Annotated in this window: 14 protein-coding genes; 5 read left to right on the forward strand and 9 right to left on the reverse strand. The window is 67.6% G+C overall.

Going from position 1 to position 15,407, the window contains the following annotated elements:
* Nucleotides 1–46: 46 nt before the first annotated feature.
* From coaBC to DU478_RS15725, 3 genes are read right to left on the reverse strand one after another with little or no spacing between them, the layout of a single operon-like run.
* Nucleotides 47–1,240, reverse strand: a complete 1,194-nt coding sequence (gene coaBC / locus DU478_RS15715; RefSeq protein ID WP_114511917.1) for a bifunctional phosphopantothenoylcysteine decarboxylase/phosphopantothenate--cysteine ligase CoaBC — start codon at nt 1,238–1,240, stop codon at nt 47–49.
* Between the two features lie 54 nt (nt 1,241–1,294).
* Entirely contained in the window at nt 1,295–2,098 is an 804-nt protein-coding gene (locus DU478_RS15720; RefSeq protein ID WP_114511918.1) for a ChaN family lipoprotein, read from the reverse strand.
* Nucleotides 2,095–2,970, reverse strand: coding sequence for an RNA polymerase factor sigma-32 (locus tag DU478_RS15725; RefSeq protein WP_114511919.1), 876 nt, complete (start codon nt 2,968–2,970; stop codon nt 2,095–2,097). Before DU478_RS15725 ends, DU478_RS15720 begins: the two co-directional genes overlap by 4 nt.
* 229 nt (nt 2,971–3,199) lie before the next feature.
* Here DU478_RS15725 and DU478_RS15730 point away from each other — a divergent pair, with 229 nt between their 5' ends.
* Both DU478_RS15730 and DU478_RS15735 read left to right on the forward strand, forming a co-directional pair.
* Entirely contained in the window at nt 3,200–4,081 is an 882-nt protein-coding gene (locus DU478_RS15730) for a glutathione S-transferase (RefSeq protein ID WP_407703170.1), read from the forward strand.
* Between the two features lie 197 nt (nt 4,082–4,278).
* Complete coding sequence (locus tag DU478_RS15735; RefSeq protein WP_114511921.1) at nt 4,279–5,793, forward strand: YifB family Mg chelatase-like AAA ATPase; 1,515 nt, start codon at nt 4,279–4,281, stop codon at nt 5,791–5,793.
* Here the strand turns inward: DU478_RS15735 and DU478_RS15740 are convergent.
* The 4 genes from DU478_RS15740 to rsmI all read right to left on the reverse strand — a co-directional run bounded on the left by DU478_RS15740 (nt 5,763) and on the right by rsmI (nt 9,052).
* Nucleotides 5,763–6,662, reverse strand: a complete 900-nt coding sequence (locus DU478_RS15740) for an alpha/beta hydrolase fold domain-containing protein (protein WP_114511922.1) — start codon at nt 6,660–6,662, stop codon at nt 5,763–5,765. The two genes, DU478_RS15735 and DU478_RS15740, sit on opposite strands and share 31 nt — an antisense overlap.
* Nucleotides 6,659–7,594 carry a glutathione synthase gene (gene gshB, locus DU478_RS15745; RefSeq protein WP_114511923.1) on the reverse strand — a complete coding sequence of 312 codons (936 nt, stop codon included), beginning with the start codon at nt 7,592–7,594 and terminating at the stop codon, nt 6,659–6,661. Before gshB ends, DU478_RS15740 begins: the two co-directional genes overlap by 4 nt.
* Before the next feature lie 102 nt (nt 7,595–7,696).
* Nucleotides 7,697–8,125 carry a YraN family protein gene (locus DU478_RS15750; protein ID WP_114511924.1) on the reverse strand — a complete coding sequence of 143 codons (429 nt, stop codon included), beginning with the start codon at nt 8,123–8,125 and terminating at the stop codon, nt 7,697–7,699.
* Nucleotides 8,126–8,194: 69 nt separating this feature from the next.
* Nucleotides 8,195–9,052 carry a 16S rRNA (cytidine(1402)-2'-O)-methyltransferase gene (gene rsmI / locus DU478_RS15755; protein WP_114511925.1) on the reverse strand — a complete coding sequence of 286 codons (858 nt, stop codon included), beginning with the start codon at nt 9,050–9,052 and terminating at the stop codon, nt 8,195–8,197.
* Nucleotides 9,053–9,134: 82 nt separating this feature from the next.
* Here rsmI and DU478_RS15760 point away from each other — a divergent pair, with 82 nt between their 5' ends.
* The 3 genes from DU478_RS15760 (at nt 9,135) to DU478_RS15770 (ending at nt 14,120) form a co-directional block, all read left to right on the forward strand.
* A complete protein-coding gene (locus DU478_RS15760) occupies nt 9,135–10,313 on the forward strand; it encodes a penicillin-binding protein activator (protein WP_114511926.1) in 1,179 nt (392 codons plus the stop codon).
* A complete protein-coding gene (locus tag DU478_RS15765) occupies nt 10,273–13,083 on the forward strand; it encodes a [protein-PII] uridylyltransferase (protein ID WP_114511927.1) in 2,811 nt (936 codons plus the stop codon). The genes DU478_RS15760 and DU478_RS15765 overlap by 41 nt, the downstream gene beginning before the upstream one ends.
* Nucleotides 13,084–13,202: 119 nt before the next feature.
* Nucleotides 13,203–14,120 carry an endonuclease/exonuclease/phosphatase family protein gene (locus DU478_RS15770; RefSeq protein WP_114511928.1) on the forward strand — a complete coding sequence of 306 codons (918 nt, stop codon included), beginning with the start codon at nt 13,203–13,205 and terminating at the stop codon, nt 14,118–14,120.
* Between the two features lie 6 nt (nt 14,121–14,126).
* Here the strand turns inward: DU478_RS15770 and tmpT are convergent, their stop codons facing one another.
* On the reverse strand, nt 14,127–14,762 hold the full coding sequence (gene tmpT, locus DU478_RS15775; RefSeq protein WP_114511929.1) for a thiopurine S-methyltransferase: 636 nt from the start codon (nt 14,760–14,762) through the stop codon (nt 14,127–14,129).
* Nucleotides 14,763–14,765: 3 nt separating this feature from the next.
* Entirely contained in the window at nt 14,766–15,389 is a 624-nt protein-coding gene (locus DU478_RS15780; protein WP_114511930.1) for a class I SAM-dependent methyltransferase, read from the reverse strand.
* Between the last annotated feature and the right edge of the window lie 18 nt (nt 15,390–15,407).

The raw sequence follows: 15,407 nt of genomic DNA on the forward strand, positions 1-15,407 counted from the left end.
GATCCCCTTCATCTTGCCCCTAAACTCCCGCCGGAGGCATAAATCTCTACTGCAGCGCTTCGGCAATGCGCTGCGCCAGCCTTTGCGCCACCGCGTCCTTGCCCGCCCGCTCCCAGGTCTCTGAGCCATCGCCGGTGATCAGCGTCACCGCATTCTCGGTTCCGCCCATGATGCCGGTGCCGGGCGACACGTCGTTGGCGAGGATCCAGTCGCAGCCCTTGCGCGCACGCTTCGCTGTGGCATGGGCGACCACGTCATCGGTCTCGGCCGCGAAGCCCACGACGAGGTTCGGCCGCCCCTCCCCCATCTGCGCCACCTCAGCCAGGATGTCGGGGTTCTCGGCAAAGCGCAGCGCAGGCAGCGTGCCCGCGGTCTTCTTGATCTTCGACCGCGCCTCTTCCTCGACATGCCAATCCGCCACCGCAGCGGCAAACACCGCCGCATCGACGGGCAGCGCCGCTTGCACCGCGTCGCGCATCTGCCGCGCGGTTTCGACCCGCACAACAGTCACGCCGGCAGGCGGCGGCACCGTCGCCGGGCCGGTGACAAAGACCACCTCGGCCCCCTGTTCGGCCAGTGCCCGCCCGATCGCCGCCCCCTGCGCCCCCGACGACCGGTTGGCGATATAGCGCACCGGGTCGATGGGTTCGAGGGTCGGACCCGAGGTCACCAGCACGCGGCGACCCGTCAAGGTTCCCTGTCCCAGCGCCGCCTCGATCCCCGCGACGATCTCCAGCGGCTCGGCCATGCGGCCCGGGCCGAATTCGCCGCAGGCCATGTCGCCCTCGTTCGGCCCCACCACGCGCACGCCGTCGCCTTGCAAGGTCGCCAGGTTGCGCTGCGTCGCCGGGTGGTCCCACATCCGCACGTTCATTGCGGGCGCCACCAGCACAGGCGTGTCCGTCGCCAGCAACAGCGTCGTCGCGAGGTCCGAACACAACCCCTGCGCCATCTTCGCCATGAGGTCCGCCGTCGCCGGAGCGACCACCACGAGATCCGCCACACGGCTGAGCTGGATATGCCCCATCTCGGCCTCGCTGGTGAGGTCGAATAGCGCCGTATGCACCTTTTCGCCGGCCAGCGCCGCGACCGACAAGGGCGTCACGAACTGCTCTGCCGCCGCGGTCATCACGGGCGTCACCGACACGCTCCGTTCGCGCAGCCGCCGGATCAGGTCCAGCGTCTTGTACGCCGCGATCCCGCCCCCGATGATGAGAAGTATCCGCTTGCCCGCGAGCATGTCGCCACCCCGATCCCGTTACCGGCCCAGTGTTACGCCCAAGCGGCGCGAAGCTCAATCGCCCGCGGGGGCGTTGAAGGCCGCGCAGGGATCGCCGCGTTCGACATCCTCGGTGATGTCGACCATGTCGAACCCGCCATCCGGCGCACCAAAGGTCGCCTCGCCCTGACCGAAGGTGGCATAGGTCACGTCGGGGGCGGCCTGCGACAGCACGAAGGGCGCACCCCAGTCCGGGCGCGCATGGCCGTTGCCGGTGATGACCACCACAGGAGCACCCGCACTTTCCAGCGCCGCCAGCGCCTCCTGCGCCAGCCGCGCGTCGCGCAGCCGCTGGATGTCGACCATCATCGGCAGCATCTCTGCGGGCATGGCATCGCAATGAGCCGACAACTGCAGCGCCTCGCGTGCCGCCTGCTGGTCTTCGGGCAGCGCCTGGTCGAGGCCGAAACGCGCCGCCTCGGGTCCAAAGACGGCTTCGGTCCCCGCCTCCATCACGCGCCGCGCCTCGGCCCGCGGCAAAGCCGCGCCGAAATAGGCCGCCTCGGGGGCCGCGGCGAAAATCGGGTAATACATGGCGAAATCCGGCCAGCCGCTCTCGGCCCAGCCAAGCGCCTCTTCCAGCGCGTCCTCGTCGGCGATGAGATCCGGGGTCACCCGCGCCGCCTGCTCTGGCGTCAGCATTTCGAAGACCAGAGCCTGCGGTGCGATCTCGCCCACCAGTTCGGCCTGCTTGCGGTGATGCGCGGGGTTATCGTGCTGCTCGCCCAGGAACACCACGTCGCGGCCCGTGAAAAAGCCCCCGTCCGCAAATGCAGCGGGGGCCGTTCCCAGCGCCAGGAAAATGGCCAGCCGGATCACAGGAACGCGTAAACCTCGCGCGATTGCGACTCCAGCGTCTTGCGCATCTTCGCAAAAGCCGCTGCTTCCAGCTGTCGCACGCGTTCCTTGCTGAGACCCAGCTCATTGCCCAGAGACTCAAGCGTCCGGCCGTCGTCGCGCAGTTTGCGTTCCCGCACGATAAAGCGCTCCCGGTCATTGAGCGCGTTCATCGCCACCAACAGCCATTCCCGCAATTGATCGGTGTCGAGCGAATTTTCCACGATCTCGGAGGCCTGCGCACCGTCATCTTCCAGCGCATCGATCCACTCGCGGCCCTCGTCCTCGACAGACTGGGTGGCGTTCAGCGAATAGTCGGAGCCGGACAAACGGCCTTCCATCATTTCGACGTCGTGCAGCGGCACGCCGATCTCGGTCGAGATCATCTGCCGCAGCTGGTGCCGGTCGAGCGACTGACCCTCTGCCGCGGCCTCGCGTTCAAGACGCGCCTGCACGCGGCGCATATTGAAGAACAGCGATTTCTGGGAAGAGGTCGAACCGGTGCGCACCATCGACCAGTTGCGCATCACGTAATCCTGAATGCTCGCCTTGATCCACCACACGGCATAGGTGGAAAAGCGCACGCCGCGGTCCGGGTCAAACTTGTCGGCGGCTTTCATAAGCCCCAAGCCGGCTTCCTGGATCAGGTCGTTCATCGGGGCACCATAGCGCTTGAACTTGGATGCCATGGAGATGGCGAGCCGCATGTAGGCGGTGATCAGGCGATGCAGGGCAGCTTCATCGCGTTCGTCGCGCCAGGCATAGGCGAGCTTCAATTCGGTTTCGGCGTCAAGAAGTTCGGCCTTCATGGCCCGGCGGGATAATGTCTGGTCGTTGAAAACGTCTAATGCCATGTCAGCTCCCCAGAATGATATGCGTTAGGGCTCCGCGGCCCTTTTGCATGATCTTACGTACGGGTAACGTCGACGGATCACATTTGGTTGCAAAAAAGATGCATCACGACGGCGTGAGCCTTGCGAAACGATCAAGGACCGTGATCGCGAGCAACACAATAATGCGCTGTGCCAGCCGGAGAACGCCGGTTAACGTCGGCTCGACCTAAGTCTCATTTCGGAGATGACAATGCTTTTTCTCGGCGACTACGCCTATTCCAGCTGGTCTTTGCGCGCCTGGCTGCTGTTCCGCCGCTTCGGCATAGACACGGATATCACGCTGGTGAATTTCTCCGAAGCCGCGGTGGCCGAGCAGATGGCGGCGATCTCGCCGGCGCGCACCGTGCCCACCTACGTGGTCGCGGACGGCACGGTGATCTGGGACAGCCTCGCCATCGCCGAGGAACTGGCGGACCGGTTTCCCGCCGCGGGGATCTGGCCCGATGCGCCCGCCGCCCGTGCGACCGCCCGCGCTCTCGCCGCCGAGATGCACTCGGGCTTCACCGCCTTGCGCGGGTTTTGCCCGATGAACCTGCGCCTGGCCTATGCCGACTGCGCGCCGCCGCCCGAGGTGCTGGCCGACGTCGCCCGGATCGAGGCGATCTGGACCCACGCGCGCGCCCGGTTCGGCGCCGCAGGCCCCTGGCTCTGCGGCCGATATTCGGCGGCGGATGCATTCTTTGCCCCGGTGGCGGCGCGGATCGCGGGCTACAGCCTGCCCGTCGGGCCCGAGGCCGCGGCCTATGTCGCGGCCCACCTTGCCGACCCGGCGTTCCGCCGCTTCCGCGCCATGGGCCTGGTGCGCGGGCAGGACCTCGCCCGCTACGCGCAGCCCTATGCAGGGATCCCCTGGCCCGGCCCCGCGCCGCGCCCGGCCCGCGCGGTCGCCTCGGCTCCGTCCGAAAACGCCGCCTGCCCCTATTCCGGCGATCCGGTCACCGATTTCCTCGAATGCGAGGGCCGCGTCTTCGGCTTCTGCAACCCGTTCTGCCGCGACAAGACGGCCGCCGACCCCGAAGCCTGGCCCGACTTCATGGCCCTCCTCGGCGCCCCGCCCGCAGGACCGCGCTGAACGCCCCGTCCCGCCACCGCCTCTTCTTCGGTTCAAAATAACCCTCAGAGAGCACGAGAGACAGCGTCTCTCGTATCGCCGCAGGCGATTGCCCACCGCGAACCGGCAACACCGCGATTAACGCCGACCCCACGCCATTAACCATTCCGTAACCATCACGCTTGAAAGCTGGCCCGGGGACGCAAGGAGACCGGCGCTTGGTCGCACATGCCTATACCGTCGCCTTCGAAGGGGTGGAGGCGCGCACCGTGCAGGTGCAGTGCGCGGTGACCCCGGGCCTGCCGGCCTTCTCCATCGTCGGCCTGCCCGACAAGGCGGTGTCCGAAGCACGTGACCGGGTGCGCACGGCACTGTCGTCGATGGCCATCGCCCTGCCGTCGAAACGCATCACCATCAACCTGTCGCCCGCCGACCTGCCCAAGGAAGGCTCGCATTTCGACCTGCCCATCGCGCTGTCACTGCTGGCGGCGCTCGAGATCATCCCGACCGATGCGATTGCGGGGACCGTTTCGCTCGGAGAGCTGTCGCTCGACGGCACGCTGGTGCCGGTGGTGGGCGCCCTGCCCGCCGCCATGGCCGCCGCCGAAGAGGACCGCGACCTGCTTTGCCCCCGCGCCTCGGGCCCCGAGGCCGCCTGGGTCGGCGGCTGCACCGTTCTGGCGGCCGGGAGCCTGCTGGATTTCGTGCGGCACTTCTCGGGCCAGGCGGTGCTCAGCGCCTGCGCGCCCGGTGAGGTGAACGGCGCAGGCACCGACCGCGACCTGCGCGACGTCAAGGGCCAGGAAAAGGCCAAGCGCGCGCTCGAGATCGCCGCCGCCGGGCGGCATCACCTGATGTTCGTGGGCACGCCGGGGTCGGGCAAATCCATGCTCGCCGCGCGCCTGCCCGGCATCCTGCCGCCACTGAGCCCGGTCGAGGCGCTCGAGACCTCGATGGTGCATTCTCTCGCGGGGCTCCTGGACGACGGCGGCATATCCCGAATGCGCCCCTTCCGTGAACCGCATCACACCGCGTCCATGGCGGCCATCGTCGGCGGCGGCCGGCGCGCCCAGCCCGGCGAGATCAGCCTCGCCCACAACGGCGTGCTGTTCATGGACGAATTCCCGGAATTTTCACGCACCGTGCTGGAAACGCTGCGCCAGCCGATCGAGACCGGAGAGGTGATGATCGCGCGGGCCAATGCCCATATCAAATACCCCTGCCGCTTCATGCTGGTGGCCGCCGCCAATCCCTGCAAATGCGGCTTTCTCACCGATCCCGCCCGCGCCTGTTCGCGCGCGCCGGTCTGCAGCGAGGACTATCTGGGCCGCATCTCCGGCCCGCTGATGGATCGGTTTGACCTGCGGATCGAGGTGCCGCCTGTGGCCTTCACCGACCTCGACTTGCCGCCCTCGGGCAACGACTCCGCCACCGTCGCCGCCCGGGTGGCCGCGGCGCGCGACCTGCAGGCGGCGCGGTTTGCCGATCATCCCCAGGTCCGCACCAATGCCGATGCCAGCGGCCCGGTGCTGGACGAGATCGCGGCGCTGGACAGCGAAAGCCGGGCTCTGCTGCTCCAGGCCGCGGACCGCTTCGGCCTCTCCGCGCGCGGTTACCACCGGGTGCTGCGGGTGGCGCGAACCATTGCCGACCTGGCCGATGTTGAGGCCATCGCGCGGCCGCATCTCGCCGAAGCGCTGAGCTACCGGCTGGTGTCGTCGAGCAGCGACTGAACGAACCCCGCGGTGCGCCGAAGGGTCGCCCGCGCTTCGGGAATCCAGCCGTCCAGCAGCGGCCAGACGTGCGGGGCGGTGGCCTGCGTCTCGACCGTCACCTGCGCACCGAACTGTTCCAGCCGCGCGGCCATGCGCAAGGTGTCGTCGCGCAGGATCTCGGTCAGCCCGACAGACAGGCGAACCGGGGGTGCGCCGGGAAAGTCGGCATAGAGCGGCGACACACGCGGATCCCTCGCGTCGTGCCCGGCAAGGCAGATGTCGATCAGCTCGGCGATCCGCGCCACCGGCAGCATCGGATCGGCGCGGGCGTTCTCGACCAGGCTCGGCGCGGTGCGGGCAAGGTCGGTCCAGGGTGAAAAGGCAAAGGCCCCGGCCGGGGCCAGTCCCGCGCCGCAGCACCAGGCCAGCAGCGCCAGCGCCAGCCCGCCTCCGGCGGAATCGCCGCCCAGCACGATGTCGCGGGGGGCGTAGCCCAGGGCGAGCAAGGCGCGATAGGCGCCCAACGCATCGTCGAAGGCGGCAGGAAGGGCCGCGTCCTGCGCCAGGCGGTAGACCGGCAGGCAGACCTCAACCCCGCTCAGCAGTGACAGCCGCGCCACCGGGCCGCGATGGGTCTCGGGCGCGCCGGAGACGTAGCCGCCACCGTGGAAATACAGGATGACCTTGCGATCGCGGCAGGGCCCCGCGCTGATCCAGTGCAGACCGCCGGGTCGGATGACATGGCGCAGATAGGGCGGCTGGCGCAGGAACAGCCGCGCGGAGCGGCGCAGGTCGCGGTCCGCTTCGACGGGTCCGGGCGTGCGGGCGAGGTGCGGCTTCGCGAGCCAGCGCAGCTGCGCATTGAGCAGCCGAAGCTGCCAGCTCATCCGCGGCGCGCCTCGATCGCCTCCCAGATCTTCGCGGCGACGTTGATGCCGTCGAACCGCTCCAGTTCCTGGATGCCGGTCGGGGAGGTCACGTTGATTTCCGTGAGGTAGTCGCCGATCACGTCGATTCCGACGAAAACCTGGCCCTTTTCCTTGAGCAGCGGCCCGATGCGCGCGCAGATCTCGCGGTCGCGGTCGGTCAGCGCCACCTTCTCGGGCCGCCCGCCCACGTGCATGTTCGACCGCACCTCGCCTTTTGCAGGCACGCGGTTGATCGCGCCCACGGGTTCGCCATCGACGAGGATTACGCGCTTGTCGCCCTTGCTCACCGCCGGCAGGTATTTCTGCGCGATCAGCGGCTCGCGGCTGAACCCGGTGAACAGCTCATGCAACGAGCTCAGGTTGCGGTCGTTCTCGTCGAGCCGGAACACCCCCGCACCGCCGTTGCCGTAAAGCGGCTTCAGGATGATGTCGCCATGTTCGGCCTTGAAGGCGCGGATCGTTTCGAGATCGCGGGCGATGGTCGTTGGCGGTGTGAGGTCGGGAAAGGTCAGCACCAGCAGCTTTTCGGGGTAGTTGCGCACCCAGAACGGGTCGTTGACCACCAGCGTGCCCGGCGCCAGCAGATCGAGCAGGTGGGTGGTGGTGATGTAATGCATGTCAAAGGGCGGATCCTGGCGCAGCCAGACCACGTCGAAATCGGCAAGATCCACATGGGTCATCTCGCCGAGCGTGGCGTGATCGCCCTGTACCCGCTGCACGGTCAGGCTCTGGCCGCGCGCCGTGACGCGCCCGTTCTCATACGCCAGGTGATCCGGCGTGTAGTAGAACAGCTCGTGTCCCCGCGCCTGCGCCTCTTCGGCCAGGCGGAAGGTGCTGTCGGCAGTGATGTTGACCGGACCGATCGGGTCCATCTGAAAGGCGATCTTCATGGGCGTCCCCCGCTTCTGCGCGATGATACATGGCGCATGCGGCAGGTCCGTGCAATGCCCGGCACCCTTGTTTTGGCGGTGGGTCCGTCCGGATGCGGCCGGTTACATCAGACCGAAGGCATTTTCGACGATCTGGACCTGGCCGCGGTCGTCCAGCAGGGCGACGTCGAACCGCGTCTCGGTCAAGGATCCGTGCGGCTGCGTGCCCAGGAAGGCCTCGGCAGAGGTATAGATCCGCCGCATCTGCGCCGTGGTCAGGCGGTCGGCGGCGCGAGAAATGGAGCGGCTTTTCTTCACTTCGACGAAGATCAGGCCGGCGCCATCCCGCAGGATCAGGTCGATTTCGCCCGCGGGACCGCGCCAGCGTCGGTGCAGGATGTCATAGCCACGGCGGGTGTAGTCACGCGCCACGCTCTCTTCGGCCGCCTGGCCGGCATGATAGCCGAGCGTACCGCGCATCTGGCGCGACACGATCGGGGGAGGCCCCACCGGGGTCGCAGTGGAGAAGTCGAATGCCAATTGCTGACCCATGCAATCCTGCCCCCATCTTGGTCGGACCGGGCCAGTTCAACAGAAATTCGCTAACAGACACTGAACGCCTCAGAGTTTCAGCGCCATCGCCCGCTGGTAGACCGGTCGCCTCGACAGGCCCAGCTCCGCCGACACCCGGTCGGCGGCATCGCGCACCGACATCGTCTCGAGCGCTTCCATCAACGCCGCATCGACCTCGGCCTGGCTCGCCGGTTCGGCGGTGGCGCGCGCGACAATCACCACGACTTCGCCCTTGACCGGAGCCTCGGCAAGATCGGCGGCCAGCTCGGCCAGCGTGCCGCGGCGCACCTCTTCGAATTTCTTGGTCAACTCCCGACAGACCGCTGCCGGGCGGTCCGGCCCCAGCACCTCCGCGGCATCGGCCAGCATCGCCGCGACCCGGCGGGGCGATTCGTAGAAGGCGAGCGTGGCGGGCACCGCGGCCAGTTCCGACAGGCCCGACCGGCGCGCGCCCCTGGCATTGGGCAGGAAGCCCGCAAAGAGAAACCGGTCGGTCGGCAGACCCGCCACCGTCAGCGCCGCGATGACCGCCGCCGCGCCCGGAGCCGCGGTCACCGGCGCGCCGGCCTCGGTCGCGGCGCGGGCAAGGTCGAATCCGGGGTCCGAGATCATCGGCGTGCCGGCCTCGGACGCATAGGCCACCGACCGCCCCGCCGCCAGCTCGGCCAGCAGGCGCGGACGCATGCGGGCACCGTTATGATCGTGATAGGCCAGCAGCGGACGGTCGCCCAGCCCGACGCCGTGGATCTCCATCAGACGCCGCAGGCTGCGCGTGTCCTCGGCCGCCAGCACATCGGCCGAGGCCAGCACGTCGAGCGCACGCAGCGTGATGTCGCGGGCATTGCCGATCGGCGTCGCCACCAGATACAGCCCCGGCGTCAACCTGCCCGCCTGCCAATTCGTCATTGGACCCGCTTTCCCGCTCGTCTATGTTCACCTTGACCGCGGCGCGATCTTCCTGCGCCCGCCAACGAGGGAGCCTTCGACCATGTTTGCCGTTTTGTCCACCGCCCGCAAGGCCATGGGCCGTGCCGCCCTGTGCCTTTCCCTGTTCACGCTCGCGGCTTGCGACGCTGTGATGCTGCCGGATGTCTCGGGCGGTGGCCCGTCGGTGGACACCAACGCGCCGGTGCAGGTGGCGATGCTGCTGCCGCGGTCCGATCCGGGCGCCGCCCCGGTGGCGCGCAGCCTCGAGAACGCCGCGCGGCTGGCCATCGCCGACCTGCAGGGCGCCCGCATCGACCTGCGCGTCTACGACACCGCCGGATCGGCCAGCACCGCTGCCGCGCAGGCACAGCGCGCCGTCGACGAGGGCGCCAAGATCATCCTCGGGCCGCTTTTCGGCGAAGCGGCCAATGCCGCCGGTGTCGCCGTGGCCGACGAGGGCGTCAACGTGCTGAGCTTCTCCAACAACCCCACCATCGCGGGCGGCAACGTCTTCGTCCTGGGCAATACCTTCGAGAACAGCGCGTCGCGGCTGCTGAGCTATGCATCGAGCCAAGGCAAGGGCCGGGTGGCGGTTCTGCACACCAACAACGTGCCGGGCCAGGTGGGCCGCAACGCCGTGCAGTCCGCCGCGTCGCGCTCCGGCGCCACGGTGGTCGGCACCGAAAGCTACGACCTCACCACCGAAAGCCTGACCGCCGCCCTGGGCCGGATCAAGGCGCTGATGGCGCAGCAGAACGCGCAGTCGCTGGTGCTCACGGACGACTGGGCGGGCGGTCTGCGGTTCGTGCTAGAACTGGGCCCCGAACAGGGCATCGGCCCCGCCACGACGCAATACATGGGCGTGTCGCGCTGGGATTCGCGGCCCGACGGGTTCAACCTGCCGGGCATCCAGGGCGGCTGGTTCACCCTGCCGAACCAGGCCACGCAGCGCAGTTTTGAAGCGCGCTACACCGCGGCCTACGGATCGGCGCCGCACGAACTGGCCGGGCTCGGCTTCGACGGCATCGCTGCCATCGGCGCGCTGATCAGCCAGGGCCGCCGCGATGCGCTGACCGGACGGTCGCTGACGCAATCGGCTGGTTTCCAGGGCTCGGGCGGTGTATTCCGGCTGTTGGCCAACGGCACCAACCAACGGGGTCTGGCCATTGCAACCGTGCGCAACAACCAGATGGTGATCCTTGACCCTGCCCCGAGAAGTTTCAGCGGCGCTGGTTTCTGAACCGGCCGACCTTTCTTCGCTTCCCGACGGGCTGATCGCCCCGGCTGCCGAGATCTTCGACAAACCCGCCGTCCGCGCCGCCCTCTGGCGGGCGCTGGACGGCGCCGAGGACGAGCGGGCCGTGCGCAAGGCCACGGTCGACCTTCTGGGCCAGGCGCGCGACAAGGCGCGCGCAGTGGTGGCCCAGGCCTTTGCGCGCCGTCCCTACGACGCCCGCCAGGTCACGCAGTCCTACACCTGGATCACCGACTGCCTGGTCACGCTGAGCTGGGAGGTGGCCACCGAACGCCTGCACCGCCGCCCGACCCCGACCGAGGCGGAAAAAATCGCCGTGATCGCCGTGGGCGGCTACGGGCGCGGCGAGATGGCCCCCTATTCCGACGTCGACCTGCTGTTCCTCACGCCCTACAAGATCGCGCCCTGGGCCGAGAACGTCATCGAGTCGATGCTCTATATCTTCTGGGACCTGAAGCTGAAGGTCGGGCACGCCTCGCGCACCATCAAGGACTGCCTGCGCCTCGGTGCCGAGGATTACACCATCCGCACCGCGATGCTGGAACACCGGTTCCTGACCGGCCACGCGCCGCTGGCGGAAGAACTCGACCGGCGGCTCTGGTCGGATCTCTTCGAGGGCAGCGCCCGCGACTTCGTCGAGGCCAAGCTGGCCGAGCGAGATACCCGCCACGAAAAGCAGGGCGGCCAGCGCTACATGGTCGAACCCAACGTGAAGGAGGGCAAGGGCGGTCTGCGCGACCTGCAATCGCTCTACTGGATCACCAAGTACGTGCACCACGTCGACGACGCCGAGGAGCTGGTGCGCCTCGGTGTGTTCAGCCGCGAGGAATTCGCCACCTTCGTGAAGGCCGAGAATTTCCTCTGGGCGGTGCGCTGCCACATGCATCTGCACTCCGGCCGGCCGATGGAGCAGTTGACCTTCGATGTCCAGGTCGCCGTGGCCGAGGCGATGAACTACACCGACCGCCGCGGCCGCCGGGCGGTGGAAATCTTCATGCAGCACTACTTCCGCCACGCCACGTCCGTCGGTGACCTCACGCGCATCTTCCTGACCTCGCTGGAGGCCGACCACACCAAGGACGCACCGCTGCTTCTGCGGATCTTCAAGCGCGCGCCCAAGGTCAAGGACGGCTACGAGGTGATCCACAACCGGCTGGCGATCAGCGACGAGAAGAGTTTTCTGGCCGACAAGATGAACATCCTGCGCCTCTACGAAGAAGCGCTGCGCACCGGTCTTCTGATCCACCCGAACGCCATGCGGCTGGTGGCCGCCAACCTGCACCTGATCGACGAGGGCATGCGCACCGACCGGGAGGCGCAGCGCATCTTCCTTGACCTGCTGCTGAAACACGGCAACCCAGACCGCGCCCTGCGGCGGATGAACGAGCTGGGGGTCCTGTCGGCCTTCATCCCGGAATTCGAGCCGATCGTAGCGATGATGCAGTTCAACATGTACCACCACTACACGGTGGACGAACATACGATCCAGTGCATCTACCACCTGAGCGAGATCGAGCACGACCAGCTGGTCGAGGAACTGCCCGTCGCCACCTCGATCCTCAAGGGCGGGATCAACCGCAAGGTCCTGTACGTGGCCCTGCTTCTGCACGACATCGGCAAGGGCCGGGACGAGGACCATTCGGTGCTGGGCGCGCAAATCGCCCGTAAGGTGGCGCCGCGGCTGGGGCTCAACAAGGCCGAATGCGCGACGGTGGAGTGGCTGGTGAGGCATCACCTGCTGATGTCGGACATGGCGCAGAAACGCGACATCGCGGACCCGCGCACGGTGCGCGATTTCGCCAAGGCGGTGCAGACCCGCGACCGGCTCGACCTGCTGCTGCTGCTCACGGTCTGCGACATCCGCGGCGTCGGCCCCGGCACCTGGAACAACTGGAAGGCGGCTCTGCTGCGTGCGCTTTACCGGCAGACCCGCAAGGCGCTCGAAGGCGGGATGGAAGCGCTCAACCGCGAACGCCGGGGCGCCGAGGCCAAGCGCCTGCTGCACGACGCCCTGCCCGACTGGGACGGCAAGGAGCTGCGGATCGAGAAACAGCGCCACTACCCGACCTACTGGCAGGGGCTGCACGTCACCGCCCACGTGGTCTTTGCGCATCTGCTGCGCGACATTACCCCCGACGAGATCCGCATCGACATCCACCATGACGAGGACCGCGACGCCACCCGTGTCTGCTTTGCCCTGCAGGACCATCCCGGAATCTTCTCGCGGCTGGCAGGTGCGCTGGCGCTGGTCGGCGCGAATGTCGTGGACGCGCGCACCTACACCTCCAAGGACGGCTATGCCACGGCGGCCTTCTGGATCCAGGACGCCGATGGTCACCCCTACGAGGCCGCCCGCATCGAACGGCTGCGCAGCATGATCACCAAGACGCTCAAGGGCGAGGTCGTGACCCGCGAGGCGATCAAGGACAAGGACAAGATCAAGAAGCGCGAGCGCGCCTTCAAGGTGCCGACCTCGATCACCTTCGACAACGAGGGATCGGAAATCTACACGATCATCGAGGTGGACACGCGCGACCGTCCGGGGCTGCTCTACGATCTCACGCGGACGCTGGCCAACGCCCATGTCTACATCGCCTCGGCAGTCATCGCGACCTATGGCGAACAGGTGGTGGACGCCTTTTATGTCAAGGACATGTTCGGGCTGAAGTACTTCACCCCGTCGAAGCAGAAGGCGCTGGAGAAGAAGCTGCGCGAGGCGATTGCGGAAGGGGCGAACCGAGCGCATTCGGGCTGATCCGCGCGCCGCGTGGCGCCGCAGATGCACGGTCTGGAAAGACCGTCGCGGACAGGGCGCGGCTGTGCAACCGCCCGGCATGTGCTAGCTGTCCTCCAGCCCCTGCGTAAAGGCCTGCCATGTTCCGACTGCTTCGCCGCGCCGCACAGAATGTCCTCGCGCTGGTCCTCATGCTGACGCTGGTGGCCTGCGCGCAGCACCTGATGAACTCCGAGGATGCCGCTGTGCCAGCGAAGCCGGGGGGCGCGGTGCGGATCGCCAGCTACAACGTGCATTACATCTGGCTGAACCAGGCGACCGGCGACTGGTCCGTTGGCGACTGGGACCGGCGCAAGGGGCCGATGGCCGACGCTCTTCAGGCCATGCAGGCGGATATCATCGCCTTTCAGGAAATGGAGAGCTTTTCGCGCGGCTCCGATGGATCGACCAACCTGACGCTCGACTATCTTCTAGAAACGAACCCAGGCTATGCGGCGGCGGCGGTGGGAGACTGGCGCGATTTTCCCTCGACCCAACCGATCTTCTACCGGCGCGACGCCTATGAGCTGGACGATCAGGGCTGGTTCTTCTTCTCCGACACCCCGGACGTCATCTATTCGCGCACCTTCAACGGCTCCTACCCCGCCTTCGCCTCGTGGGCGCGGTTCCGGCCGCGCGGCGGCGGGCGGCCGTTCACCGTGATGAACGTGCATTTCGAATACAAGAGCCGGTCGAACCGGCTGCAATCGGCGGAGCTGGTCAACCGCCGCATCGCGCCGATGATCGCCACCGGCGACCCGGTGTTCCTTGTGGGCGACCTCAACGCGCGGGCGGGGGCGCGGACGCAGGAGATCCTGACCGAAACCGGCATCACCTTCGCCGACATTCCCGGATCGACCTACCACTTCAACCGGGGCCTGAACCTCTTCGGCGCCATCGACCACCTGGGCTATACCGGCGCGCGGCTGGCATCCGGGCCCGTGGTGCTGCAAAGACAGTTCCGCGGCGAATGGCCGTCGGATCACTACCCGGTGTTCGCGGATTTCATCCTGCCCTGAGCCCGATCACCCTCCCAGCACCCAGGCCACCTCTTGCGCCGGGCATTGGCCCTTGAGCCCGCCCGGAACCTCGACTCGTTCCAGCAGGCGCGGCGACATGCTGTCGCCGTAAAGCCGCTGGACCTCTTCGGCAGAGACGTTGAAAGGCGGACCCGACATGGCCGACTGGTCGTATTCGAAGGTGATGAGCAGTTGCGGCGCGCCGCGGGTGAGCGCCTCCAGATGGGCGGCGTAGCGTTGGCGCATCTCTTCCGGCAGGGCCACCAGCGCCGCGCGGTCGAAGACCGCGTCGACCGGGCCGAGGGTCGCGGGCTCCAGGTCGAAGATGTCGCCGACGTATATCTCTGCGCCGCTTGCCGCGAACCGTTCAAGTGGGCCGGCCTGAGTGATCTCGGGCGTCTGGCCCAGTTCATCGAACAACTGCTCCACGGCGGTGCGGCTCAGTTCCGCGCCTGCGACGCGAAATCTTTGCTCCAGCAGCCAGCCGATGTCACGGGTCTTGCCGCAGAGCGGCAGGAAAACCCGCTGCCCCGAGCCAAGCTGCAAGGCGCCCAGGTGCCGTTTCAGCAGCGCATTGGCCGTGCCTTCATGGAACCCGATGCGCCCCTCGGCCCAGCGCGCATGCCAGAACCCGTGCTCCACGCCTCAGCCTTCGGCCTTGCGCAGCACGAGAAAGGTCATCATGCCCAGCGGCGGCAGCTTGTCCTGCTGCGCCACGGTGGTGTCGGGGGTGTCCAGCACCGTCTCGATGCGGAAATCGGAATGCCAGCCCAGCATGTCGGCAAAGGGGGCCGTCAGCTTTTCGATCCGCGCCATCACCCCGTCTTCGCTGGCGAAATGGTTGGTGATGACGATTTCACCGCCCGGTTTGCAGACCCGCGCCATCTCGGCCAGCACCCGTTCGGGTTCGGGTACGACCGACACGATGTGCATCGCCGCGACGGTGTCGAAGCTCGCATCGGGGAAATCAAGCTCACGCGCGTCCATCTGCTGCAGCCCGGCCACGTGGGTCAGCGCCTGTTCCGACACCTTGCGCTTGGCCTTGGCCAGCATCTCGTGGCTGAAGTCGATCCCCCAGACCTCCAGATGCGGCGCGTAGCGCTGCAGCGACAGGCCGGTGCCGACCCCGACCTCGAGCACCTTCGGCCCGCCCTTCCGGTTGATGTAATCGACCGCGCGGCGGCGACCGGACCGGGTCACGGCCCCGAAGGTTCGGTCGTAGATGGGCGCCCAGCGGGCGTAGGAGGATTTGACGGACTGGATATCCAAAGGCTGTCTCCTTGGGTC

Origin of the sequence: Thalassococcus profundi (assembly GCF_003344785.1) — a bacterium.
GTDB lineage: Bacteria > Pseudomonadota > Alphaproteobacteria > Rhodobacterales > Rhodobacteraceae > Puniceibacterium > Puniceibacterium profundi.